Raw genomic sequence first — 23,884 nt, 5'->3', positions numbered from 1 at the left:
GGGCTGCCGTCCAGTGCGACGACGGGACCCCGCGCTCCGAGGGAGTTGCGACGCACCATGCCGATCCACGCCAGTGTGAAGCACCCGCACGACGACGCCCCCGACACCGCCGACGCCTTCCGTCGGCTCGCCACCCTTGCCGACGGTCCCGAGCACGACGAGCTGCGCGACCGGATCGTCGAGGCCTGGCTGCCCATGGCCGAACGGCTGGCGGGACGATTCCGCAGCCGCGGCGAGAGCTACGAGGACCTGCGCCAGGTCGCGGCCCTCGGCCTGGTCAAGGCCGTCGACCGGTACGACCCCGAGCGCGGCAACGCCTTCGAGAGCTACGCCGTGCCCACCATCACCGGCGAGATCAAGCGCCACTTCCGCGACCACATGTGGACCCTGCACGTGCCGCGCCGGGTCCAGGAACTGCGCAACCGCGTGCGCTTCGCCGGCCAGGACCTGTCCCAGACCATCCCGGGCCGCAGGCCCACCGTCGCCGAGATCGCCGAGCGCGCCGACCTCAGCGAGGAGGACGTCCGGGTCGGGCTGGAGGCGCTGGAGAGCTTCACCGCCCTGTCCCTGGACGCCGAACTCCCCGGCAGCGAGGACGGCTACTCGCTGGGCGACGCGCTCGGCGCCCCCGACCCGGCCCTCGACACGGTCGTCGACCGCGAGGCGGTCAAGGACCGGTTGGCCGCCCTGCCCCCGCGCGAGCGCGCCATCCTGTACATGCGCTTCTTCGACGACATGACCCAGAGCCGCATCGCCGAACAGCTCGGCATCTCCCAGATGCACGTCTCCCGGCTGATCACCCGCTGCTGCGACCGGGTGCGGGAGCAGGTTCTGCGGGATCCGGGTCCGCAGGCGTGAAACCCGGGAGTCACCCGCCCGGACGCCCCGTTCGCGCGAACGGAGCACGGTGACGGGCGTGGCCGTGCCGGGCGGGCTGTGATGGCCGAGGGGCGCGAGTGCAGTGCCCCGCAAGCCGTCGCTCGAAGGAGCCCGTCCCATGCGCCGCACCGCCCGCGCCCTGTCCGTCGCCGTGCTGGCCAGTGCCGCCCTCGGTCTCTCGGCGGGGGTGGGTGCGGCCGACCCGGGTGTCCCGCCGCCTCCCTCCGGCGCGGGGGAGCCCGTCGTCCCCCCGCCCGCCGACGACTCGGCGGCCGTGCCCCCGCCGTCCGCGCAGGAGGCTCCGCCGCCGTCAGCCGGGCAGGCCGCCGCGCAGGTCAGCCCGGCGGACGCGGGCCCCGGAGACACCGTCACGGTCTCGGTCTCGTGCGGTCCGACCGGCGGGTCCGCGCCCGCGAGCCTCGACGCCACCTCGGCGGCCTTCGAGGAGGGCACCGTCGCGCTGCGCAAGGTGGCGGACGACGCGGGGACGGCGTCCGGGCCGGCCTACCGCGGCACCGCGCGCATAGCAGCCGCCGAGGACTTCGCGGCCGAGCGGCCCGCAACGGGCACCACGGACCCGGAGGGCGCCGCGAGTCCGGAGGGCGCCACGGACCCGGGAGGTGCCACGGACGGCGAGGCCTCGGCGGGAACCGAGGGCTGGGCCGCGACCGGGGCCGCCGCTGGGGCCGCCGACGACTGGACCGTCGACGGCGCCTGCCCGGACGCCTCGGGCGGCGAGGGCGGCGACCCCTGGAGCGCGACCATGAGCGTGCCGGAGGAGAGCGGTGCCGGTGCGGGTGCGGGTGCCGGTGCGGGTGCCGCTCAGCCCGCGTGCCGGGAATCCGCCGCCCCGCGCGCGGGGACCTCCGCGCACGGCACGCCCTGCGCCCCCACCAAGCCCCCGTGCCCCGAACCCACCGCCTCGCGCGGTGCGGCGGCCGGCCAGGGCACCTCCTGCGGCGGTGCGACGGCGGAGCACGGGGTGCGGGCCGGGGCCGGCGGCACCTTCGGCGACTCGGTGCCCGCCCTGGTCGCGGGCGGCGTCCTGATCGCGGGCGCGTGCGGGGCGGCCGCACACCGGCTGCGGCTGCGCCTGCGCGGGGAGGACGGGGAACGCTGACCCCGCGCGGCCGCCGGCCCGGCTGTGACGCGCGCAAGCGGAGCCGGAGCCTTGGCGGGGCGCCACGGTGGGTACTGGGATCAACGAGCGGCGAGCGAAGCAGAGGATCGACGGGAAGGGAACGGGCCCGGACGGGAACGGGACCGGCGAGGGCAGGGCACGGCACGGACAGGCGGCACGGACCGCGCGGAGGTACGGCATGCGGCGCACGGACCCCGAGGGCCTCGCCACGGAACCCGCGGGCCACGACCCCGTGGGCCACGACTCCGCGGGCCACCACGGCGCGGGACCCGGTGCCGTGGGACACGGTCCCGTGCGCTACGGCCCGCACTTCCCCGACGACGGCCTGCCGGTGCTGCCCGAACTGTCCGCCGTGCTCGCCGCCGCCGCGGGCCGCGCACGCGGTGAACCGGCGGGCGGCGGCCCCGCCCTCCTGGACGCGGCGAGCGGCTACTGGGACCGGCGCGGCCTGACCACCGACCCCGGTCACCTCGCCGCCGCCCCCGGCGCGGGCGCCCTGCTCCTCGCGCTGACCGCCGCGCTGGGCGGCGACGTCCTGGTGCCCCGCCCCTGCGCCGCCTGGTGGGCACCGTACGCACGACTGCTGGGCCGGCCCGTCTTCCACGTACCGACGCCCGCCGAGTCCGGCGGCGTACCGGACCCGTACGCCCTCCTGGAGACCGTCCGCCGCCTCCGCGCGGAGGGCGGCGACCCCCGTCTGCTGGTGCTGTCCGTCGCCGACGACCCCACCGGCACCGTCGCGCCGCCCGAGCTGCTGCACGAGACCGTCGAGGCCGCCACCGGCGAGGGACTGCACCTGGTCAGCGACGAGACCTGGCGCGACACCCTGCACGACCCGCACGCCACCGTGCTCCTCAGCCCCGCCGAGATGCTGCCCGAGCGGGTCACCGTCGTCACCGACCTGGCCGGTGCGCTGCTCCCGCCGGCCTGGCCGGCCGCCGTGGCCCGCTTCCCGGCCTCCGCCGCCGGGAACGGACTGCACGCGCGCGTGCTGGACGTACTCACCGCGCTGGGCGCGCGGGTCGCCGCCCCCGTCGCCGCCGCTGCCGGGTACGCGCTCGGCGAACCCGAGCCGGTCACCGCACGGCGGGCGGCCGCCGTACGCCTGCACGCGCGCGTGGCCGCCGCCGCGCACGCGGCCGTCGTCGCCTCGGGCGCCACCGCCCGCCCCCCGCAGGCAGGGCGCCACCTCTACGCCGACCTCGGCCCGCTGCGCGACGCGCTCGGCGCCGAGGGCGTCGGCGACGCGCAGGAACTGGAGGACTTCCTCACCGCCCGGCTCGGCCTGCCCGCCCCCGGCGGACACCGCTTCGGCGACGACCTGCCCGCCCTGCGTGTCCGGCTCGCCACCGGCCCCCTGCTGGACGCGGGCACCGACGAGCGGCGGGCGGAATGCCTCCTGTCCCCGGATCCGTTGGAACTGCCACACGTGCAACGCGCGTTGACCGGTCTGAAGTCGGTCTTCGACGGTCTCCGCGACGCTCAGCGATGGGAGCCCCCTCGATGACGCAGCAGCACCGGTCGACCACGAGCACCCCCGCCTCCGCCGAGGCCCCCGGCGCGGGCGCCGCCCACCCGCCGCTCGCCGCCCCCCGGCCGCCGGCCGAGCACCGGGTGTGGCCGCGGACCTTCCACGACCGGCTGACCGCACCGCTGCCCGGCCTGAAGGCCTTCGCCAGATTCGCCCGCGAGGGCGCGGTGAGACCCGGCCCCGCCGGGCTCGCCGACATCCCGCGGCTGCCCTGCGCCCCCGGCCCGCTGCCCCGCGTGGACGCCCGCACCGTCGCCGTCACCTGGGCCGGACACGCCAGCTGGGTGGTGCGGATCGGCGGCCTCACCGTGCTCACCGACCCGGTCTGGTCCCGCCGGATCCTCGGCACCCCGCCCCGGGTCACCCCCGTCGGCATCCCCTGGAGCGCCCTGCCCCGCGTCGACGCCGTCGTCATCAGCCACAACCACTACGACCACCTGGACGCCCCCACCCTGCGCCGGCTCCCGCGCGACACCCCCGTCCTGGCGCCCGCCGGTCTCGGCCGCTGGTTCCACCGCCGCCGCTTCACCCGGGTCACCGAGCTGGACTGGTGGGAGGCGACCGAGCTGAACGGGGTCCGGTTCGACTTCGTCCCGGCCCACCACTGGTCCAAGCGCACCCTGACCGACACCTGCCGCACCCTGTGGGGCGGCTGGGTGCTCACCGACCCCGACGGCCGGCGCGTCTACTTCGCCGGTGACACCGGGTACGGCCACTGGTTCACCCGGATCGGCCGCCGCTACCCCGGCATCGACCTCGCCCTGCTCCCCATCGGTGCCTACGACCCCCGCTGGTGGCTCAGCGACGTGCACTGCGATCCGGAGGAGGCGGTGCGGGCGGCCCAGGACGTCGGCGCGCGCCACATGGCGCCGATGCACTGGGGCACGTTCGTGCTCTCCGCGGAGCCGGTACTGGAACCCCTCACCCGCGTACGCGCCGCCTGGCAGCGGGCGGGCCTGCCCCGCGAACGCCTGTGGGACCTGCCGATCGGCGCCTCCCGCGTACTGGAGTGACACCCCCTCGCCGACCCGGCGGCCGCCCCGGCCCGCGCGGCTCGCCCTCGGCATCGCCCCGACGCCCCGTCCCGCACGTGCGCACCCGCGCGAGCCGGCGCGACCACCGCCGTGACGCGCAAGGCCCGGCAGCACCGGGCTCCCCCGCCTCGCGCGGCCCGGCACACCCGCCCGGCGGGGCGCCGGGGGCCCGCGCTTTCCCCGGCCGACCGCCGGAGGCCTACGCCTTCGCCGGGCCCCGGAGTCGCCGCCACACCCCCGGCGCCACGCTGACCAGCACGGTCAGTGCGATCGCCGCGGCCACGCCCTCCCACGGCCTGCTGAACAGGGCGCCGCTCAGGATCCCGATCAGCTGGTACGTCGCCGCCCAGGCCAGACAGGCCGGCAGGTTGCCCCGGGCGAAGCGGCGCAGCGGCCACTCGGCCAGCAGACAGGCCAGCATCACCGGTATCCGGCCGGCCGGCACCAGCCGGGACAGCACCAGCACCACGACGTCGTGCTCGGCCAGCTTCTCCTGCGCCTGCTCCAGCCGGTCCTCCGGCGCCCGGGACCGGATCGCCTCCAGCCAGCGCGAGCCGTTCTTCGAGCCCACCCCGCGCCGGCCCAGCCAGTACAGCGCCATGTCCCCGCAGAACGCGGCCAGCGACGCCGTCGCGAACACCATCAGCATGGCGAACGGCAGCGTCTGGTGCATCGCCACCACCGCCGCCGAACTCACCAGCGCGCCCGTCGGCACCACCGGCACCAGCGCCCCGATCAGGACCAGCAGGAACAGCGACGGGTAGCCGAGCGCCTGCTGCGTCGGCTCCGTCGGTATGTCCAGCGTCGCGGCCCCCAGCCAGCTCACCGCGCGACCTCCACCCGCACACTCTCGCCGTGCCCCAGCCGGTGCACCGCCACGCCCGGCGCGCGCAGCGCCGACAGGCGCACGAACTCCTCGCCCGGCGTGTGGAACTCGTGGGGGCGCACGGCGTCCATCCCGATCGGCCAGTACGTGCCGTAGTGCACCGGCACCGCCGTGCGCGGCGCCAGCCGGGCCAGCGCCTCGGCCGCCCGCCCCGCGTCCAGGTGCTCCGCACCCAGGTAGGGGCCCCAGCCGCCCACCGGCAGCAGCGCCGCGTCGACCGGCCCGACCTCCTGCTCCATGCCGTCGAACAGACCGGTGTCCCCGGCGAAGTACGTCCGCGCCTCGCCCTCGACGACGTAGCCGAGCGCGGGGGCGCGGTGCCGTCCGACCGGCAGCCGCCGCCCGTCGTGCCGCGCGGGGACCGCCCGTATGCGCAGGCCACCGACGGTCGTCTCGTCACCCGGCGCCACCTCGGTCAGCTCCAGGTGGCCGAGCCGCCGCAGCCCCGGCACCGCCCGGCGTGCGCCCCGGGGCACGAGCAGGCGCGTGCCCGGCGCGAGCCGCGCGAGCGACGGCACATGCAGGTGGTCGGCGTGCAGATGGGACACCAGCGCCACGTCCGCGCGCCACGCCTCGGGCGGCGGCACCGCGCCCCGCCTGCGACGCAGATGGGCCAGCCGGCGGACGAACAGAGGATCGGTGAGCACTCGGATGCCCGAATCCTCGACCGTGCAGGTGGCGTGACCCCACCACGTGAGCTCCACCGGCACTCCTTTGCCTCCTTCGCGCGACTCCCCGAAGCCTACGTCCAGGAGTAGGGTCGGCGGCGAAAACGGGAGGTGACGGGAGGTGAGGGGGGACACCATGGGGCCGGTGCGGGTGACGGCGATCGCGAGTCTGACGCCACTGGAGCAGCTGGACGACGACCCCTTCCTGGTCGACTCCCGCAGCCAGCACGCCATGTGCGCCCGCTGGGCCGCGGAGCACGGCTACGTCGTCGCCAGACAGCTGCTGGTGCGCGGCCTGCGGCCCGACCACGACGCCCTGTGGGAGGGGGTGCGCCCCGGGCACGACCTGTTCGTGGCGCCCAGCCGCCGGGTGCTGGAGAGCGCGCTGTCCTCCGTCGACGACTTCAGCGCGGAGTGCGCGCGGCGCGGCGTCCGCGTCGAGACGGTCGGCCACGCCGAACCGTCCTACGACGCCCGGATGAAGGCGTGCGTGCACCGCAGACTGTCGATGCCGACGGCCGGGTACGACGGCCGCTGACCGCCGCCGCGGGGTGTGAACCGGACCCGGGGGGACAAACGGGCACTCCGGAGCGTTGTGGCAGGGTGGGAAAGGCCCGCACGGATGACGGGCCGGGGACGTGAGGTGTGCGGAGCGTGGGTGGAGGGCGTTGGCGCCGGGTCGCCAGTCAGGTCGGGCGGAGTGTCACGGTGTGGGCCGTGTCCACGCTCACCATGCTCGTGCTGGCCGGGATCCTGCCGGACTTCCGGCTCCAGTCGCCCGACGGGGACAGCGCCACCGACATCGCCATGACCGCCGCGGTCGGCGCCGGTGCCTTCGGCCTGCTCTCCGCCCTGGTGTGGCCGCTCATGGTCCGCCTGCTGCTCCTGGTGCCGGCGCTCGTCCTCGGCCTGCTGGTCTTCTTCCTCAACGGCGGACTGCTGCTCCTCGCGATCGACGTGAACCCGGCCGGGCGCGGCGGCGTCGCCCCCGAGACGGCGGTCGTGGTGGCCGCCGTCATGTCCGCCGTCGCCTCCGCCACCGGCGGCGCCCTGGCCGTGCGCGACGACGACGCCTACCGGCGCCGTCTCTACCGCCTCGCCGACCGCCGCCGCAGATCGGGACCGCCCTGCCCGGCCGGCCCCGGCACCGTCTTCCTGCAGCTGGACGGCGTCGGCCACGACGTCCTGTTCGACGCCGTAGACCGCGGCGCCATGCCCACCGTCGCCCGCTGGCTCGGCCGCGACGGCGCCTCGGCGACCCACCGGCTCGCCGAGTGGCGCACCGACTGGTCCAGCCAGACCGGCGCCAGCCAGCTCGGCATCCTGCACGGCAGCAACCACGACGTCCCCGCCTTCCGCTGGTACGAGAAGGACAGCGGCGAGGTCATGGTCTGCAACCGCCCGACCAGCGCCGCCGAACTGCAGTACCGCGCCGTGCGGCGCACCGGCGACGGCGGACTGCTCAGCCTTGACGGCGCCAGCCGCGGCAACCTGTTCGGCGGCGGCGCCGACGAACAGGCCCTCGTGCTGTCCATAGCCACCCGCCGCCGCAGCCGCGAGACCCGCTCCAGATCCGGCTACTTCGCCTACTTTTCCGACCCCGCCAACGCCGTGCGCACCGCGATGTCCTTCGTCGCCGAGGTGGGCCGGGAGATCGGCCAGTCCACCCGCGCCCGCGTCCACAAGGTCCGCCCGCGCGTCTCCCGCGGCGGCCTCTACCCCTTCGTGCGCGCCTTCGCGACCGTCGTCGAACGCGACGTCGTCGTCGCCGCGGTCATGGGCGACATGCTGGCCGGCCGCACCGCCGTCTACGCCGACCTGGTGGCCTACGACGAGGTCGCCCACCACTCCGGGCCGGGCGGCCGGGACGCCGCCAAGGTCCTCGGGCGGCTCGACCGGGCCCTCGCCCTGATCGAGAACGTCGCCGAGCACGCCCCGCGCCCGTACCGGATCGTGGTCCTGTCCGACCACGGCCAGAGCCCCGGCGAGACCTTCCGCGCCCGCTACGGCCTGACCCTCGCCGACCTGGTGCGGGCCGGCTGCGGGCTGCCCGTGCCGCGCAGCGCCCGGCGCACCCGCAGCGGCGCCGAGGCCCGCAACACCGTACGGGCCGCCCTGCACCGCCCCGTGGAGGAGGGCGCCGAGCAGCAGCGGCCCGCCGACACCCCCACCGGGCGCCGCTCCGAGCCGATCGTGCTGGCCTCCGGCAACCTGGGCCTGGTCTCCTTCCCGGACGTGCCGCACCGGATGACCCGCGAGGAGATCGACGCCCGCCACCCCGCCCTGCTGCCGACCCTCGCCAACCACCCCGGCGTCGGCTTCCTGCTGGTGCGCAGCGAGGAACACGGCGGTGTCGTGCTCGGCGCGCGCGGCGCCGAGGTCCCCTTGGACCGGCTCGACGAGGACCCCGGGCCGCTCGCCCCCTTCGGCCCCGGCGCCGCCGACGCCGTCCGCCGCACGCACTCCTTCCCGCACACCGCCGACATCATGGTCAACTCCTTCCACGACCCGGCCGACGGCGAGGTCCTCGCCTTCGAGGAGCAGATCGGCTCGCACGGCGGACTCGGCGGCGCCCAGTCGCGCGCCTTCCTGCTGTCGCCGGTCGTGCTGTCCGCGCCCGTCGACGAGGGCGCGGAGATCGTCGGCGCCGAACACGTCCACCGGGTGCTGCGCCGCTGGCTGCGCGAGTCGAACGGTCCGCAGGTGCCCGTGGGCTCGGTGGACGATTCGCGGTCGAACGCCGCGGATGGCGCCCCTTTTCTCGTCGCGGACGGGTTCGTACAGGACAAAAGCGCCTGATTTGGAGTGACGTGGGACGGTGCCGGACCATGGGCCGGTCCGGCGATCCCGGGCCCCGTTCCATGAGAGGCGCACCACCCCATGCACGTCACCGGGACCGTCCCCCCACCGGCTCCGGAACCGCAGGAGATCCCTGCGGCGCCCGCATCCGACAGCACCCGGCACGCCCGCCGCTTCGGGCTGCCCGTCGCCACCGCCCTGGTCATGGGCAACATCATCGGCGGCGGCATCTTCCTGCTCCCGGCCTCCGTCGCCCCCTTCGGCACCATCAGCCTGCTCGCCTTCGGCGTCCTCACCGTCGGCGCCATCGCGCTCGCCCTGGTCTTCGGCCGCCTAGCCGCCCGGGACCCGCGCACCGGCGGCCCCTACGTCTACGCCCGCGGCGCCTTCGGCGACTTCGCCGGATTCCTCGCCGCCTGGGCGTACTGGATCACCACCTGGGTCTCCAACGCGGCCCTCGCCGTCGCCGCGGTCGGTTACCTCGACGTCCTGATCCCGGTGAACGACCACCGCTGGACCGCGTGCCTGGCCGCCCTCGTCATCCAGTGGCTGCCCGCGCTCGCCAACTTCGCCGGCACCCGCTGGGTGGGCGCCGTCCAGCTGGTCTCCACCGTGCTGAAGTTCGCGCCGCTGCTGCTCGTCGCGGTCGGCGGGCTCTTCTTCTTCGACGCCGACAACCTCGGCCCCTTCAACGCGAGCGGCTCCAGCGGCATCGGCGCGGTCTCCGCCGCCGCCGCGATCCTGCTCTTCTCCTACCTCGGCGTGGAGTCCGCCGCCGTCAGCGCCGGTGAGGTCAAGGACCCCCGCCGCACGGTCGGCCGGGCCACGGTGATCGGCACCGCGGGCGCCGCCCTCGTCTACCTGCTCGGCACCCTCGCGGTCTTCGGCACCGTCGCCCACGACCGCCTGGTCACCTCCTCGGCGCCCTTCTCGGACGCCGTGAACGCCATGTTCGGTGGCGCCTGGGGCGGCTGGGCCGTCGCGCTGGCCGCTCTGGTCTCGATGACCGGCTGCCTCAACGGCTGGACCCTGCTCAGCGCCCAGACCCCGTACGCGGCGGCCAAGGACGGCCTCTTCCCGGCCGCGTTCGCGCGCAAGCGGCGCGGGGTGCCCACGGTGGGCGTCGGCGTCACCGTCGTCCTCGCCTCGCTGCTCACCGTCTACAACTACACGTCCGGCTCGGCCAAGGTCTTCGAGGTCCTCGTCCTCGTCACCACCTTCACCGCCACCGTCCCCTACCTGCTGGCCACCGCCGCCCAGCTCTTCCACCTGGTCTCCGGACAGGGGGAGAAGGTCGACCGGGCGCGACTGGTGCGGGACGGCGTCGTCGCATCGGTCGCGGCGGCGTTCTCGCTCTGGCTGGTCGCGGGCGCGGGATACGCGGCCGTCTACCAGGGCGTCCTGTTCCTGTTCGCGGGCGTACTCGTGTACGCGGTGATGGCGGCCCGCAGGCGGCGCGCGGAGGCGTCCACCGCGCCGTAATTCGGCTGCGCGGGGGCACAGGGTGCACGCACACTGGGCCGGTCACCCCCGACCCATCCCTCTCCAAGGAGCCCCTGCGTGCAGGCAGCCGTCACCGTCACTCCCGCCCGCCTCCCGGAACTGCTGCTCGGCCTCGCCACCGTGCGGCCGGTCTTCCTGTGGGGCGCACCCGGCATCGGCAAGTCCTCCCTGGTGAGGAACTTCGCCGACTCGCTGGGCCTGGAGTGCGTGAGTCTGCTCGGCACCCAGCTCGCGCCGGAGGACCTGATCGGCGTCCCGCAGATCCGGGACGGCCGGTCGGTGTTCTGCCCGCCGGAGTCCATCGCCCGCGACGAGCCCTACTGCCTCTTCCTGGACGAGCTGAACGCGGCCACCCCGGACGTGCAGAAGGCGTTCTACTCCCTCATCCTCGACCGCCGTATCGGCAACTACGAACTCCCCAAGGGCTCCATCGTCATCGGCGCCGGAAACCGCGCCACCGACAACGCGCTGGCCCGCCCCATCGCCTCCGCGCTGGTCAACCGCCTCACCCACGTCCACCTGGACGCCTCCGCCAAGGACTGGCTGGTGTGGGCCGGTGAGAACGGCATCCACCCCTGGATCACCGACCACCTCACCGACCGCCCCGACCACCTGTGGTCCAAGCCGCCCAAGACCGAGGAGCCGTTCTCCACCCCGCGCTCCTGGCACATGCTCTCCGACGCCCTGCACTCCTTCGGCCAGGACCTCGACGAGGAGACCCTGAAGGTCCTCGCGCACGGCACGCTCACCCCCGCCCACGCGACCGCCTTCTGCGGCTACGTCAAGATCGTCCGCAGCCGGTTCGGCATCGAGGCGATCCTCAAGGGCGAGGCCCGCTGGCCCGGCGGCCTCCAGGACCGCGACCTGCTCTACTACCTCGCCGAGTCCTTCCGCGGCCGCCTGGTCAAGGAACTGCCCGCGAGCAAGGAGCACATGTCGGCGAACGGCCGCCAGACCGCGTACCGCGCCAAGTCGCTGCTCGTGCAGCTCGCCGAGATCTCCGTCGAGGTCGCCCAGAGCGTCATCGCCTCCGACGCCGACGGCAACCCGCTGCTGCCCGCCTGGTTCCTGGTCGAGGCCGCCCGCGACATGCCCCGGCTGGTCGAGGCCCGCCGATGAGCCGCGCCCGCAAGCAGAAGCAGCAGCAGAAGAAGAAGGACCCGGCCGCCGAGGACTGCGCCAAGGGCGTGCAGCTGGTGTGGGCCAACCCGGCGCTCGCGGCCATGGAGGTCAAGCTGTGCCGGGAGGAGGAGTGCGAGGTCGCACCCCGCCACGGACTGGCCCGCGTCAGCTCCAACGGCCGGGTCCACCTGAACCCCGCCCGGCACGCCGAACCCGCCGACTGGGCCTGGGCCATCGCCCACGCCCTGATCCACCTCGGCTTCGGCCACGTGCCCGCGGCCAACGGCGAGCGCGTCCAGCCCGACCGCTACGACCTCGCCGCCCGCTGCACCGTGGTCAACCGCTTCCTCCTGACCTTCCCGGTCGGCCGCACCCCGGACCACCTGCCGCCGGCGTACCCCGACGGCGACGAGGAGCGCATCGCCGCCGCCTGGCGCCGCGAGGGCGGCATCCCCGCCGCCTACGAGCACTGCGGCACCGCGGGCGGCGACCCCGACCAGCTGCTCGTCACCTGGGACGGCTGGAACCTCCAGGTCCCGGACTGGCAACTGGCCTTCGCCCACGCCCTGACCCGCACCATGTCCACCGCCCTCGACCTGGCGGGCGGCCGCCGCGACGCGATGCTCGGCGGCCCCACCCGGCTCCAGCCCTGGCAGCGGGCCCTGAGCTGGTTCGTCTCCTCCTACCCACTGCTCGGCGGCATCGCGTCGGGCATCACCCTCGTCGCCGACGCCGAACTGGCCCGCGCCCACGGCATCTCCGTCGCCGCCGTCAACCCCGAGGCGGGGGAGATCTACGTCAACCCCCTGCGCCGCTACGACGACGAGGAGTGGCGCTTCATCCTCGCCCACGAGATGCTGCACGCCGCCCTGCGCCACGGCGACCGCTGCGGCACCCGCGACCCCTACCTGTTCAACGTCGCCTGCGACTACGTCATCAACGGCTGGCTCGTCGAGATGCAGGTCGGCACCATGCCCGAGGGACTGCTGCACGACCCGGAGCTGGCCGGGCTCTCCGCCGAGGAGGTCTACGACCGCATCGCCGGCGACCTGCGCCGCATGCGCCGCCTGTCCACCCCGCGCGGCAAGGGCGTCGGCGACGTCCTTGGCGGCCCGCTCCGCCCACCCCGCGACCACGTCGACCTCGACGGCTTCTACCGCCGCGGTCTCACCCAGGGCCTCGACCTGCACCAGCAGCAGGAACGCGGCTTCCTGCCCGCCGGCCTGGTCGAGGAGATCCGCGTCCTCAGCCACCCGCCACTGCCCTGGGACGCGCGGCTCGCCCGCTGGTTCGACGAGTTCGTGCCCCGCCCCGAGCCCGTACGGACCTACGCCCGCCCCTCGCGGCGCCAGGCCGCCACCCCCGGCATCCCGCGCGCCGGACGGTACTTCCCCCCGGAGGAGGTCGCCCGCTGCACCTTCGGCGTCGTGCTGGACACCTCCGGCTCCATGGACCGCACCCTGCTCGGCAAGGCGCTCGGCGCGATCGCCTCCTACGCCGAGGCCCGCGACGTGCCCGCCGCCCGGGTCGTGTTCTGCGACGCCGCGCCGCACGACGCCGGGTACCTCCCGGTGACGGACATCGCCGGAAGGGTGCGGGTGCACGGCCGGGGCGGCACCGTCCTCCAGCCCGGCATCGACCTGCTGCTGCGCGCCGAGGACTTCCCGCCCACCGCGCCGGTCCTCGTCGTCACCGACGGCTGGTGCGACGTCCTGCGGGTGCGGCGCGAGCACGCCTACCTGATCCCGCGGGGCGCGCGGCTGCCGTTCACGGCCCGAGGGCCGGTCTTCCGGGTGAGCTGAGCCGGAGTGTGATCGGATGGGGGGTGGGAGCCCGGCCGCCGGTCTCCCACCGCCCAGGTACAGCAAGAGAATTCGAGAGGACCCGCCGTGGCAACCACGCGCTCCGCACACACCGTCTGGGAAGGCAACCTGCTCGAGGGCAACGGTGTCGTCGCCTTCGACTCGTCCGGCATCGGCGAGCAGCCGGTGTCGTGGCCGTCGCGCGCCGAGCAGGCGAACGGCAGGACCAGCCCGGAAGAGCTGATCGCCGCCGCCCACTCCAGCTGCTTCTCCATGGCGCTGTCGCACGGCCTGGCCGGCGCCGGCACCCCGCCCACCAAGCTCACCACCTCCGCCGACGTCACCTTCCAGCCCGGCGAGGGCATCAAGGGCATCCACCTCACCGTGGAGGGCACCGTCCCCGGCCTGGACAACGACGCGTTCGTCGCCGCCGCCGAGGACGCCAAGAAGAACTGCCCGGTCAGCCAGGCCCTGACCGGCACGACGATCACCCTGTCGGCCAAGCTGGCCTAGTCGGACAGTCGGACAGGACGCTAGGAGCCCGCGCGCTCCCAGCCCCGCCGGTCCGGGCGCGGCCCCAGCTGCCTGGGGTCGCGCGACCGGTAGACCACGTAGGGCCGGGTCAGGTACTGCAGGGGCGCGCTGAACATGTGCACCAGACGGGTGTAGGGCACCAGGGCGATCAGCACCATCCCGACCACCGCGTGCACGTGGTAGAGCACCGGCACGCCCGCCATCAGCTCCGTCTTCGGGTTCAGCGTGAACAGGCTGCGCGACCAGGGGGCGATGGTGCTCCGGTAGTCGTAGCCGTTGCCTGAGGTGTCGGAGAGCTTGGCGATCATGCCCAGGAGCAGGGCGCCGAGCAGGAAGACGTACATGAGCTTGTCGTTGGCCGTGGTGGCCCGGAAGACCGGTGCGTTGGTGCGGCGCCGGTAGATCAGGATGCCGATCCCGGCGACCGCGAGGACCCCGGAGACCGTGCCGCCGTAGAGCGAGAACAGGTGGTACGCGTGCTCGCTGATGCCGATCGAGTCGGTCCACGACGACGGGATGAAGAGGCCGATCAGATGGCCGGCCAGCACGAACAGGATGCCGTAGTGGAAGACCGGCGACGCGATGTTCAGCAGCTTCGACTCGTAGACCTGCGAGGAGCGGGTCGTCCAGCCGAAGCGGTCGTAGCGGTGCCGCCAGACGAGGCCCGCGATCAGCAGCGCGAAGGCGGCGTAGGGCAGCACGCCCCACAGGAAGACGTTCATCGGCGGGCTCCGGTGGGTGCGGGCGGCAGGGTGGCGCACACGGCGTCCAGGACGCACGCGTAGGGCGTGCCGAAGGCGGTGAGCCGGGCGCGCAGCTGGTCCAGGGCGTCGCGGTGCTCGGTGAGCATCCCCATCTCCCCGGTGCGGGAGACGAACTCCAGGACCGCGGGCAGGAAGTCCGGCAGCTCCTCGCCGGTGAACTCCAGGCCGTGCGCGCGGTACAGCTCCTTGAAGCGGACCAGGGACATCCCGCGGTTGCGGGTGTCGCCGTCGGTCCACCAGCTCAGGTACAGGCTGTGCCGGTTCTTGAAGTCGAAGACCTCGACGTAGTGCGCCTGGAGTTCGCCCTGACCGGTCGCCGCCGCGTGGTCGGTGAAACCGCGCAGCTGCGGCGCCGCCTCGCGCAGCAGCGGCAGCCGGGCGCGGAAGTCGTCGTCGGGATACGTCAGACAGAGCGCCGCCGCCTGGTAGAGCACCTCGAAGCCGGGCATCGGATCAGACCTCCCTCTCGTCGTCCGCGGTCTGCCGCCTGCGCAGGATGTGGAAGTTCTCCACCGGCACCAGAGGCAGCCGTTTGCGTCCCGAGTCCTGGCCGAACGGCCCGTCGCCGCCCATGCCGGGGCCGCCGTCGGTGTCGAGGCTGCACGTGTCCGGCAGGGCGGACGCCTCCAGCCGGTGCGCGTCCCCCACGGCCGCCGTCGGGATCACGTACCGCTCCTCGTACTTGGCGATCGCCAGCAGCCGGTACATCTCCTGGATCTCCTCGGGCCGCATGCCGACGCCCTCGCACACGGCCGGATCGGGGTCCTCGCCGAGATTGACCGACCGCATGTGGGCGCGCATCGCCGCCAGCTTCTCCAGCGAGGCCCGCACCGGTCCGGTGTCACCGGCCGTGAACAGCTCGGCCAGGTACTCCAGCGGAATGCGCAGCGTGTCGATCGCGCCGAACAGGTTGTCCGCGTCCTCGCCGTCGTGCCCGGTCTCCGTCAGCGCGTCCACGACCGGCGACAGCGGCGGGATGTACCAGACCATCGGCATCGTGCGGTATTCGGGATGCAGGGGCAGCGCGACCCGGTACTTGCCGACCAGCGCGTGCACGGGGGAGCGCCGGGCCGCCTCGATCCAGTCGAACGGGATCCCCGCCTCCTCGGCGGCCCGCCGCACGCCGGGGTCCTCGGGGTCGAGGAAGACGCCCAACTGCGCCTCGTACAAGTCGTGTTCATCCGGTGTCTCGGCGGCCGCGGTCACCTTGTCGGCGTCGTAGAGGACGACCCCCAGGTACCTGAGCCGCCCCACGCAGGTCTCCGAGCAGACGGTGGGCTGGCCCACCTCGATGCGCGGGTAGCAGAAGGTGCACTTCTCGGCCTTGCCGGTGCGGTGGTTGAAGTACACCTTCTTGTACGGGCAGCCGGTCACGCACATCCGCCAGCCCCGGCAGCGGTCCTGGTCGACCAGGACGATGCCGTCCTCCGAGCGCTTGTACATCGCCCCGGACGGGCACGACGCCACGCACGACGGGTTCAGGCAGTGCTCGCAGATGCGCGGCAGGTAGAACATGAACGTCTCTTCGTAGGCGAACCGCACCTTCTCCGAGGCCTGTTGCCGGGTGCGCTCCACCATGGGGTCGAGGTCGCCGTAGGCGGGGGCGCCGCCGAGGCTGTCGTCCCAGTTCGAGGACCAGCCGATCTTCATGGGCTTGCCGTCGAGCTGCGAGAGGGGCCGCGCGACGGGGTAGTCGGTGCCGAGCGGGGCGTCGGTGAGGTTCTTGTAGTCGTACGTCCAGGGCTCGTAGTAGTCCTTGATCTCCGGGAGCCGCGGGTTGGAGAAGATCCCGGCGAGCTTCTTGAACCGGCCGCCCGCCTTGAGCTTCAGCGCGCCGCGCCGGTTCAGTTCCCAGCCGCCCCGCCACTTCTCCTGGTCCTCGTAGCGGCGCGGGTAGCCCTGTCCGGGGCGGGTCTCGACGTTGTTGAACCAGACGTACTCCATGCCCCGCCGGTTGGTCCACGCCTGCTTGCAGGTGACCGAACAGGTGTGGCAGCCGATGCACTTGTCGAGGTTCATGACCATCGCCACCTGGGCCATCGGGCGCATCAGTACTCGACCTCCTGGGAGCGGCGGCGGATCACCGTCACCTCGTCGCGCTGGTTGCCCGTCGGGCCCAGATAGTTGAACGCCCAGGACAACTGGGCGTAGCCGCCGATGAGATGGGTCGGCTTGAGGAGCAGACGGGTGAGTGAGTTGTGGACGCCGCCGCGCTTCCCGGTCGTCTCCGTGAGCGGGACGTTGACCGTGCGTTCCTGGGCGTGGTGCATGAAGACCGTGCCGGGCGGCATGCGGTGCGAGACGATCGCGCGCGCCACGACGACGCCGTTGCGGTTGACCGCCTCGATCCAGTCGTCGTCGGCGACCCCGATCGCCGCCGCGTCCTCGACCGACATCCAGATGGTCTGACCGCCCCGGGACAGCGCCAGCATGAACAGGTTGTCCTGGTACTCGGAGTGGATGGACCACTTGTTGTGCGGGGTGAGGTAGCGGACCGTCACCTCGCGGTGCCCGTCGGGACCGAGCTGCGGTTCGCCGAACAGCCGGTGCATGTCCAGCGGCGGCCGGTACACGGGCAGCGCCTCGCCCAGCTCGTGCATCCAGTCGTGGTCGACGAAGAAGTGCTGCCGCCCGGTGAGGGTGTGCCAGGGCTTGAGGTGCTCGGTGTTGAGCGTGAACGCCGTGTAGCGCCGCCCGCCCGCCTCGCTGCCCGACCACTCCGGCGAGGTGATCACCGGCACGGGCGCCGCCTGGGTGTCGGCGTAGGTGATCCGCTTGCCCTCGTGTTCGGCGGCCAGGTGGGCCATCTCCTGCCCGGTCTTCGCCTCCAGGGTGTGGAAACCCTGGGTGGCCAGGCGGCCGTTGGTGGTACCGGACAGGGACAGGATGGTGTTGGCCGCCTTCACCGCCGTGTCCAGCGCCGGGCGCCCGTCGGCCGGGCCGCCGCGCACCGTGCCGTTCAGGTCCCGCAGCCGCGCCACCTCCTCGTCCGGCCGCAGCGTGATGCCCTTGGCGGGCAGCCCCTTGGCCTCCACCAGCGGACCCAGCGCCGCGAACTTCGCGCCGACCGCCGTGTAGTCGCGCTCCACGACGACGAGGTTCGGCATGGTCTTCCCCGGCTCGGGCTCGCACTCCCTGCGCCGCCAGTCCCGTACGACGCCGCCCGGCTGGGCGATCTCGCCCGGGGTGTCGTGCTGGAGCGGGGCCGCCACCAGGTCCTTGCGCACCCCGAGATGGTCCTCGGCCAGCTCGCTCAGCTTCTCCGCGAGGAGCTTGAAGGTGTCGAAGTCGGTGCGCGCCTGCCAGGGCGGGTTCACCGCCGGGGAGAAGGCGTGCACGTAGGGGTGCATGTCCGTGCTGGACAGGTCGTGCTTCTCGTACCAGGTCGCGGCGGGCAGCACCACGTCGGACAGCAGCGTGGACGAGGTGTGCCGGAAGTCCAGCGAAAGGAGCAGGTCGACCTTCCCCTCGGGCGCCTCCTCGTGCCAGACCACGTCCCGGGGCCGCTCGCCGGGCGCCGCCTCCTCGGCCCGCAGCGAGGACTGGGTGCCCAGCAGGTGCTTGGTGAAGTACTCGGCGCCCTTGCCGGACGAACCGAGCAGGTTGGCCCGCCACAGGGTCACGATCCGCGGCCAGTTCTCCGGCGCGTCCGGGTCCTCGCCCGCGAACTTCAGCGTCCCCGCCCGCAGTTCGGCCACCGCGTTCGCCACCGGGTCGCCGAAGGTCTCGCCCAGCTCCAGCGGGTTGCGGTCGAAGGTCGGATACGAGGGCATCCACCCCGTGCGCGCCGACAGCGCGAGACAGTCCGCGCCCGTCATCCCGGACAGCCGCCCCTCGCCCAGCGGGGAGGACAGCACATCGGCACGGAACCGGTCGTAGCGCCACTGGTCGGTGTTCAGGTACCAGTACCCGGTGCCGATCGCCTGGCGCGGTGGACGCGACCAGTCCGACGCGGCGGCCAGCGTCGCCCAGCCGGTCACCGGACGGCACTTCTCCTGGCCCACGTAGTGCGCCCAGCCGCCGCCGTTGCGGCCCTGGCAGCCGGTGAGCTGGAGCAGGGCCAAAAAGCCCCGGTAGATCGTCTCGGAGTGGAACCAGTGGTTGGTGCCCGCGCCCATCAGGATCATGCAGCGGCCCTTGGAGCGTTCGGCGGTGCGCGCGAACTCCCGGGCGATGCGGACGCAGGCCGCCGCCGGGACCGAGGTGTGGGTCTCCTGCCAGGCGGGGGTGGCGGGCGCGTCGGCGTCCTCGTACGACGCCGGCCAGTCGCCCGGCAGGTCCGGCCGTGCCACGCCGTACTGGGCCAGCATCAGGTCGAAGACCGTCGTCACCAGCGGCCCGGTCGCCCCGCCGAGGCGCGTCGCCGGCACCCCGCGGCGCAGGACGTCGCCGCGTCCCTGCCCGTGGGTGCCGCCCTCGGTGTCGAAGCGGGGGAGGAGTACCGCCACGCCCGAGGCCATCTCGTGGCCGTGCAGGCTCAGCCGGGGGCGTACGTCGCCCAGGTCCAGGTTCCACTTCCCCTGGTCGGCCTCGTTCCAGCGGAAGCCCAGCGAGCCGTTCGGGACCACCGCGCGGCCCGTCGCCTCGTCCAGCACGACCGTCTTCCAGCGGGCGTCGTCGCCGCCCTGCCCCAGGTCGGCGGCGCGCAGGAACTTGTCCGGCACGTACGCGCCGTCCCGCTCGGTCAGCGTCACCAGGAACGGCAGGTCGGTGAAGCGCCGTACGTAGTCGTCGAAGAACGGGGTGACGCGGTCGACGAAGAACTCCTTGAGCACCACGTGCCCCATCGCCATCGCCAGCGCGGCGTCCGTCCCGGGGTGCGGATGCAGCCACTGGTCGGCGAACTTGGTGTTGTCGGCGTAGTCGGGCGAGACCACGACTACCTTCTGGCCCCGGTAGCGGGCCTCCGCCATCCAGTGCGCGTCCGGTGTGCGGGTCACCGGCACGTTCGTACCCCACATGATCAGGTACGCCGCGTCCCACCAGTCGCCCGACTCCGGCACGTCCGTCTGGTCGCCGAAGACCTGCGGGGAGGCCACGGGCAGGTCGGCGTACCAGTCGTAGAACGACAGCATCGGGGCGCCGATCAGCGAGTGGAAGCGGGCGCCCGCCGCGTGCGACACCATCGACATCGCGGGGATGGGGGAGAAGCCCGCGATGCGGTCGGGGCCGTGGGTGCGGATCGTGTGCACGTGCGCGGCGGCGATCATCTCGACCGCCTCGTCCCAGCTCGCCCGGACCAGACCGCCCTTGCCGCGCGCCCGCTGGTAGCGCTGCCGGCGCTCCGGGTCGCCCTGGATGTCGGACCACGCCAGCACCGGGTCCGTCAGCCGGGCCTTCGCCTCCCGGTACATCTCCAGGAGCACCCCGCGCACGTACGGGTAGCGCACCCGGGTGGGGGAGTAGGTGTACCAGGAGAACGCCGCGCCCCGGGGGCAGCCGCGCGGCTCGTACTCGGGGCGGTCGGGGCCGACCGACGGGTAGTCCGTGGCCTGGGTCTCCCAGGTGATGATGCCGTCCTTGACGTACACGTTCCACCGGCACGAACCCGTGCAGTTCACGCCGTGCGTCGACGTCACGACCTTGTCGTGGCTCCAGCGGTCCCGGTAGAAGGCGTCCGACTCCCGCCCGCCGACCAGCCCGATGCTGTGCAGGTCGGGTGCGGCGGTGCCCGGCCGGAAGAACCGTCCCGCGCGCAGCAGCGCCGCGCCCGGCTCGGTGGGCGGTGTCCGCGTGTCGGTCACGTGCGCTCCCTTGCTCACCCGGTCCCGGGTGCTCGCCAGGCCCTGGTTCACGAACCTAGGGCCGGACGCGGGAGCGCACCTGTTCGCGGCGCCCGTACGGGTCAGAGAGCGCGGCGCCGGACGTACGGGTCAGAGAGCGGGGCGCCGGACGTACGGGTCAGAGAGCGGGTCGCCGGACGTACGGGTGAGAGGGCGGGGCGCCGGACGTACGGATCGGGGCCGGTCCGGTGCGCCGAGCGGGTCAGGGCTTGCGCGCCACGCCCGCGTACACCGGCACGATGCCCTCCGTCTGGGCCGCCACGTCCTCCGGGTCCGGCCGCCAGCCGGTGACCGGGATGATGCCGGGGCCCAGCAGCTCCAGACCGTCGAAGAAGCGCGCGAACTCGGTGAGGGAGCGCGGGTGGAAGGGCGTGCCGCCGCGGGCGAACAGCTCCGCGGCCTTCCCCACCGCCTCCGGATTCAGATCGGGCGTGACCTGCGAGAGGACCAGGTAGCTGCCCGGTGCGAGCACGTCCTTGTACCGCTGGAGCAGGCCGTGCACGTCGTCGCCGTCGGCCGCGTCGCCGAGGTAGTGGGTCAGGGCCACCAGCGACAGGGCGACGGGCCGGTCGAAGTCCAGGGACTCGCCCGCCAGCCGCAGGATCAGGTCCGGGTCCCGGACGTCCGCGTGGACGTACTCGGTGGCGCCCTCCGCCGAGCCGTGCAGCAGCGCCTCGGCGTGCCGGAGGACGATCGGGTCGTTGTCGGCGTAGACGACCCGCGACTCGGCGGCCACCGCCTGCGCCACCTGGTGCAGGTTCGGCTCGGTGGGGATGCCGGTGCCTATGTCCAGGAACTGGCGGATCCCGGCCTCGGCGAGGGTACGGACCGCCCGGTGCATGAACCGGCGGTTCGCGCGCGCCCCGCGCACCGCCGTGCCGTCCGCGGCGAGGATCCTGCGGGCCAGCTCCTCGTCCACCGGGTAGTTGTCCTTGCCGCCCAGCCACCAGTCGTAGACCCGGGCCGGGTGCGGCCTGCTGGTGTCGAGGGGCGCGGGCTCGGAACCGGTCATGCGGTGTCGTCTCCTCAGGGCTGGCTGTGTGGACTGCGTGCGGGTCGTCGCCGGTCAGAAGTTCTCGCGGTACGCGCGCAGGATCTTCTCGGTGCGCTGGGTCGAGGCGGCGCGCGCCGTCATGTGGTCCAGGACCTCCAGGTGCGCCGAGACCTCGGTGCGGGAGTCCAGGTACAGGGCGCCCGTCAGGTACTCGGTGAAGACCATGTCGGGCAGCTCCGGCTCCGCGAAGCGGAACAGGGTGAACGGCGCGTACGTCCCGGGGTGCGGCCCGTCCTCGAACTCGGCGACCTGGAGCGTCACCCGGTCCCGGCCGGCGAACTCCAGCAGCTTGTCGAGCTGCTCGCGCATCACCCGGCCGTGGATGCTCACCGGCCGCCGCAGCACCGTCTCGTCCATCACCACCCACAGGTGGGGCGGGTCCGGACGGTCGAGGAGGCGCTGCCGCTCCATGCGCAGGGACACGTGCCGCTCCACCGCGTCCGCGCCCGCGTTGCCGATCGTCCCGGCCTCCAGGACCGAGCGCGCGTAGTCCTCGGTCTGCAGCAGCCCGGGGACGAAGTGCGGCTCGTAGGACCGGACGATTCGCGCGGCGCCCTCCAGGCTCACGTACAGGCTGAACCAGTCCGGCAGCACGTCGTGGTACCGCTGCCACCAGCCCGGCTGGTTCGCCTCCTCGGCGAGCGCGACGAACGCCGCGACCTCGTCGGAGGCGACTCCGTACGTCGTCAGCAGTATCTGGACATACGGTATTTTCAGTGCGACCTCGGCCATTTCCATGCGCCGCACGGTCGCCGGGGCCACGCGGAGTACCTTGGCGGCCTCCTCGCGCTTGAGCCCCGCCGTCTCCCGCAGTTCCTGCAGCCGTCGGCCGAGGACCACCTGGCCCACGGTGGGTGCGGCCCGTCGCTCGCTCACGCCACGCCTCCCCAACGCGCCCAAGTCTCGTAGCAGTCTGTCATGTTCCTCTGTCAGTCTCACAGGGGTGTTCGTGGATCATTCTCGGACCGGACGCATGACCCGGCAGGTAATCGACCGTGTCCGTGCGGCGGGGGATCGTGGAGCCACCGGGTTCCGGTCCGGCGCACTCCGGCCCGGGACCCGGCCCGACCCCCAGCATCTCCGACCCGACGGAGGGTGACTCGTCATGTCCACGCACCAGCTTGCCGCACTCGCCCGTACGGCCGAACCGCGGCTGATGCTCCGCCGCTTCCTGGCCCTCGACGCGGCGGTGACCGGCGCCAACGCGCTCGCCTACCTCGCACTGTCCGGCCCGCTCGGCCGCTACCTCGGCGCCGGTTCCGGGCTGCTCCTCGCCCTCGGCGCCCTCCTCGCGGTGTACGCCGGGTGCGTGGGCCTGCTGGCCGCCCGCCCGCGACCCCGGGCGCTCGGCGTCCGGGCCGTCGTCGAGGCCAACCTGGCCTGGACGGCCGTCAGCTTCGTCGCGCTCGCCCTGTGGCTCACCCCCACCACGCCCGGGGCGGTGTGGACGGTGCTCCAGGCCCTCGTCGTCGCCGCGTTCGCGCTGCTCCAGTACGGAGCCCTGAGGCAGGATCAGGGCAGCAGCGTCTGAAGGTACTTGACCGTCGCCGGGTCGGCCGGGAGCAGCGTCTCGATGGCCAGCTCGGCGACCGTCACGTCCATCGGGGTGTTGAAGGTGGAGATGGACGAGATGAACGACAGGACGTGTCCCTCGTGCTCGATCTGCATCGGCAGCGCGAAGTACGGCACCGGTTCCTCCGGCTCGGCGCCCGGCGCGCTGTCCGGCACCGGATAGGCGGCCACCTCGTCGTACAGCTCCCGCAGCGGCCGCGAGCGGTGCAGGGCGATCTGCCGCTCCATCTGCTCCAGCAGGTGTCCGCGCCACTCGCGCAGGTTGCGGATGCGCGGCGCCAGGCCGTCCGGGTGCAGCGTCAGCCGGATCGCGTTCAGCGGCGGCGCGAGCAGGTGCTCGGCGACGCCGTCCATCAGCATCGCGATCCCCCGGTTGGCCGCCAGCACCTGGTACGTCGCGTCGACGACCAGCGCCGGATACGGCTCGTAGCCCCGGATCAGCCGCTCCATGCCGGCGCGCAGGACGCCCAGCGCGGGGTCGTCCAGCGGGGTTTCCGTGTAGTGCGGGGCGTAACCGGCCGCGAGCAGCAGCGCGTTGCGCTCGCGCACCGGGACGTCGAGGTGCTCGGCGAGGCGCAGCACCATCTCCTCGCTCGGCCGGGAACGGCCCGTCTCGACGAAACTGATGTGCCGGGCGGAGGAGTCGGCGCGCAGCGCCAGCTCCAGCTGGCTGACCCGCCGCCGCTCCCGCCAGGCACGCAGCATCGGGCCCACGCCCCGGTCGGTGGCGGGGGAGGTGCCGGACACGAGTGCGGTCATACCCCGGAACGGTAGTCGACGCCGGGGCGCGCCGGAGCGGCCGCGCTGTGGCA

General features: G+C 73.7%; 20 protein-coding genes. 11 read left to right on the top strand and 9 right to left on the bottom strand.

Features of this window, described 5'->3' with window-relative positions; translation table 11 throughout:
• The first annotated feature begins 57 nt into the window (after nt 1-57).
• The 4 genes from ACFV9J_RS19870 to ACFV9J_RS19855 all read left to right on the top strand — a co-directional run bounded on the left by ACFV9J_RS19870 (nt 58) and on the right by ACFV9J_RS19855 (nt 4,564).
• Nucleotides 58-858, top strand: coding sequence for an RNA polymerase sigma factor SigF (locus tag ACFV9J_RS19870; protein WP_385355969.1), 801 nt, complete (start codon nt 58-60; stop codon nt 856-858).
• 139 nt (nt 859-997) lie between these two features.
• Nucleotides 998-1,999, top strand: a complete 1,002-nt coding sequence (locus ACFV9J_RS19865; RefSeq protein WP_385355968.1) for a hypothetical protein — start codon at nt 998-1,000, stop codon at nt 1,997-1,999.
• A 199-nt stretch (nt 2,000-2,198) separates the two neighbouring features.
• Entirely contained in the window at nt 2,199-3,527 is a 1,329-nt protein-coding gene (locus tag ACFV9J_RS19860) for an aminotransferase class I/II-fold pyridoxal phosphate-dependent enzyme (protein WP_385355967.1), read from the top strand.
• Nucleotides 3,524-4,564: an MBL fold metallo-hydrolase gene (locus tag ACFV9J_RS19855; RefSeq protein WP_385355965.1), complete on the top strand. Its 1,041-nt coding sequence runs from the start codon at nt 3,524-3,526 to the stop codon at nt 4,562-4,564. Before ACFV9J_RS19860 ends, ACFV9J_RS19855 begins: the two co-directional genes overlap by 4 nt.
• Nucleotides 4,565-4,784: 220 nt before the next feature.
• On the opposite strand, the gene ACFV9J_RS19850 is transcribed toward ACFV9J_RS19855, so the two are convergent.
• On the bottom strand, nt 4,785-5,411 hold the full coding sequence (locus ACFV9J_RS19850) for a DedA family protein (RefSeq protein WP_385355964.1): 627 nt from the start codon (nt 5,409-5,411) through the stop codon (nt 4,785-4,787).
• Nucleotides 5,408-6,181 carry an MBL fold metallo-hydrolase gene (locus tag ACFV9J_RS19845; RefSeq protein WP_385355962.1) on the bottom strand — a complete coding sequence of 258 codons (774 nt, stop codon included), beginning with the start codon at nt 6,179-6,181 and terminating at the stop codon, nt 5,408-5,410. Before ACFV9J_RS19845 ends, ACFV9J_RS19850 begins: the two co-directional genes overlap by 4 nt.
• 94 nt (nt 6,182-6,275) lie before the next feature.
• On the opposite strand from ACFV9J_RS19845, the gene ACFV9J_RS19840 reads away from it, so the two are divergent.
• The 6 genes from ACFV9J_RS19840 to ACFV9J_RS19815 all read left to right on the top strand — a co-directional run bounded on the left by ACFV9J_RS19840 (nt 6,276) and on the right by ACFV9J_RS19815 (nt 13,878).
• Nucleotides 6,276-6,677 carry a hypothetical protein gene (locus ACFV9J_RS19840; protein ID WP_385356125.1) on the top strand — a complete coding sequence of 134 codons (402 nt, stop codon included), beginning with the start codon at nt 6,276-6,278 and terminating at the stop codon, nt 6,675-6,677.
• 116 nt (nt 6,678-6,793) lie between these two features.
• Complete coding sequence (locus ACFV9J_RS19835; RefSeq protein ID WP_385355961.1) at nt 6,794-8,938, top strand: phage holin family protein; 2,145 nt, start codon at nt 6,794-6,796, stop codon at nt 8,936-8,938.
• 81 nt (nt 8,939-9,019) lie between these two features.
• Nucleotides 9,020-10,420 carry an amino acid permease gene (locus tag ACFV9J_RS19830; RefSeq protein WP_385355959.1) on the top strand — a complete coding sequence of 467 codons (1,401 nt, stop codon included), beginning with the start codon at nt 9,020-9,022 and terminating at the stop codon, nt 10,418-10,420.
• A 78-nt stretch (nt 10,421-10,498) separates the two neighbouring features.
• Nucleotides 10,499-11,560: an ATP-binding protein gene (locus ACFV9J_RS19825; protein WP_385355957.1), complete on the top strand. Its 1,062-nt coding sequence runs from the start codon at nt 10,499-10,501 to the stop codon at nt 11,558-11,560.
• The gene (locus ACFV9J_RS19820) at nt 11,557-13,365 is read left to right on the top strand and encodes a hypothetical protein (RefSeq protein WP_385355956.1); all 1,809 of its coding nucleotides are present in this window, start codon (nt 11,557-11,559) and stop codon (nt 13,363-13,365) included. The genes ACFV9J_RS19825 and ACFV9J_RS19820 overlap by 4 nt, the downstream gene beginning before the upstream one ends.
• An 87-nt stretch (nt 13,366-13,452) precedes the next feature.
• Nucleotides 13,453-13,878 carry an OsmC family protein gene (locus tag ACFV9J_RS19815; protein WP_385355954.1) on the top strand — a complete coding sequence of 142 codons (426 nt, stop codon included), beginning with the start codon at nt 13,453-13,455 and terminating at the stop codon, nt 13,876-13,878.
• A gap of 20 nt (nt 13,879-13,898) precedes the next feature.
• On the opposite strand, the gene narI is transcribed toward ACFV9J_RS19815, so the two are convergent.
• From narI to ACFV9J_RS19785, 6 genes are all read right to left on the bottom strand, one after another.
• Nucleotides 13,899-14,621, bottom strand: a complete 723-nt coding sequence (narI, locus tag ACFV9J_RS19810; RefSeq protein ID WP_385355953.1) for a respiratory nitrate reductase subunit gamma — start codon at nt 14,619-14,621, stop codon at nt 13,899-13,901.
• Nucleotides 14,618-15,112 carry a nitrate reductase molybdenum cofactor assembly chaperone gene (gene narJ / locus ACFV9J_RS19805; RefSeq protein WP_385355952.1) on the bottom strand — a complete coding sequence of 165 codons (495 nt, stop codon included), beginning with the start codon at nt 15,110-15,112 and terminating at the stop codon, nt 14,618-14,620. The genes narI and narJ overlap by 4 nt, the downstream gene beginning before the upstream one ends.
• 4 nt (nt 15,113-15,116) lie before the next feature.
• The gene (narH, locus tag ACFV9J_RS19800) at nt 15,117-16,712 is read right to left on the bottom strand and encodes a nitrate reductase subunit beta (RefSeq protein ID WP_385355951.1); all 1,596 of its coding nucleotides are present in this window, start codon (nt 16,710-16,712) and stop codon (nt 15,117-15,119) included.
• Complete coding sequence (locus ACFV9J_RS19795; protein WP_385355950.1) at nt 16,712-20,407, bottom strand: nitrate reductase subunit alpha; 3,696 nt, start codon at nt 20,405-20,407, stop codon at nt 16,712-16,714. The genes narH and ACFV9J_RS19795 overlap by 1 nt, the downstream gene beginning before the upstream one ends.
• Before the next feature lie 241 nt (nt 20,408-20,648).
• Entirely contained in the window at nt 20,649-21,458 is an 810-nt protein-coding gene (locus ACFV9J_RS19790) for an SAM-dependent methyltransferase (protein ID WP_385355949.1), read from the bottom strand.
• Between the two features lie 54 nt (nt 21,459-21,512).
• Nucleotides 21,513-22,376 carry a helix-turn-helix domain-containing protein gene (locus ACFV9J_RS19785; protein WP_385355948.1) on the bottom strand — a complete coding sequence of 288 codons (864 nt, stop codon included), beginning with the start codon at nt 22,374-22,376 and terminating at the stop codon, nt 21,513-21,515.
• Between the two features lie 229 nt (nt 22,377-22,605).
• Between ACFV9J_RS19785 and ACFV9J_RS19780 the strand changes: the two genes are divergently transcribed.
• Nucleotides 22,606-23,031, top strand: coding sequence for a hypothetical protein (locus ACFV9J_RS19780; RefSeq protein ID WP_385355947.1), 426 nt, complete (start codon nt 22,606-22,608; stop codon nt 23,029-23,031).
• Here ACFV9J_RS19780 and ACFV9J_RS19775 read toward each other — a convergent pair.
• Nucleotides 23,013-23,831, bottom strand: coding sequence for a helix-turn-helix domain-containing protein (locus ACFV9J_RS19775; RefSeq protein ID WP_385355946.1), 819 nt, complete (start codon nt 23,829-23,831; stop codon nt 23,013-23,015). The two genes, ACFV9J_RS19780 and ACFV9J_RS19775, sit on opposite strands and share 19 nt — an antisense overlap.
• Nucleotides 23,832-23,884: the final 53 nt, after the last annotated feature.

The organism is Streptomyces sp. NPDC059906 (genome assembly GCF_042730645.1).
Taxonomy (GTDB): Bacteria; Actinomycetota; Actinomycetes; order Streptomycetales; family Streptomycetaceae; genus Streptomyces; species Streptomyces rubrogriseus.
Note: the sequence above shows the minus strand (reverse complement) of the source record. Positions and strands in the feature narration are given on the sequence as shown.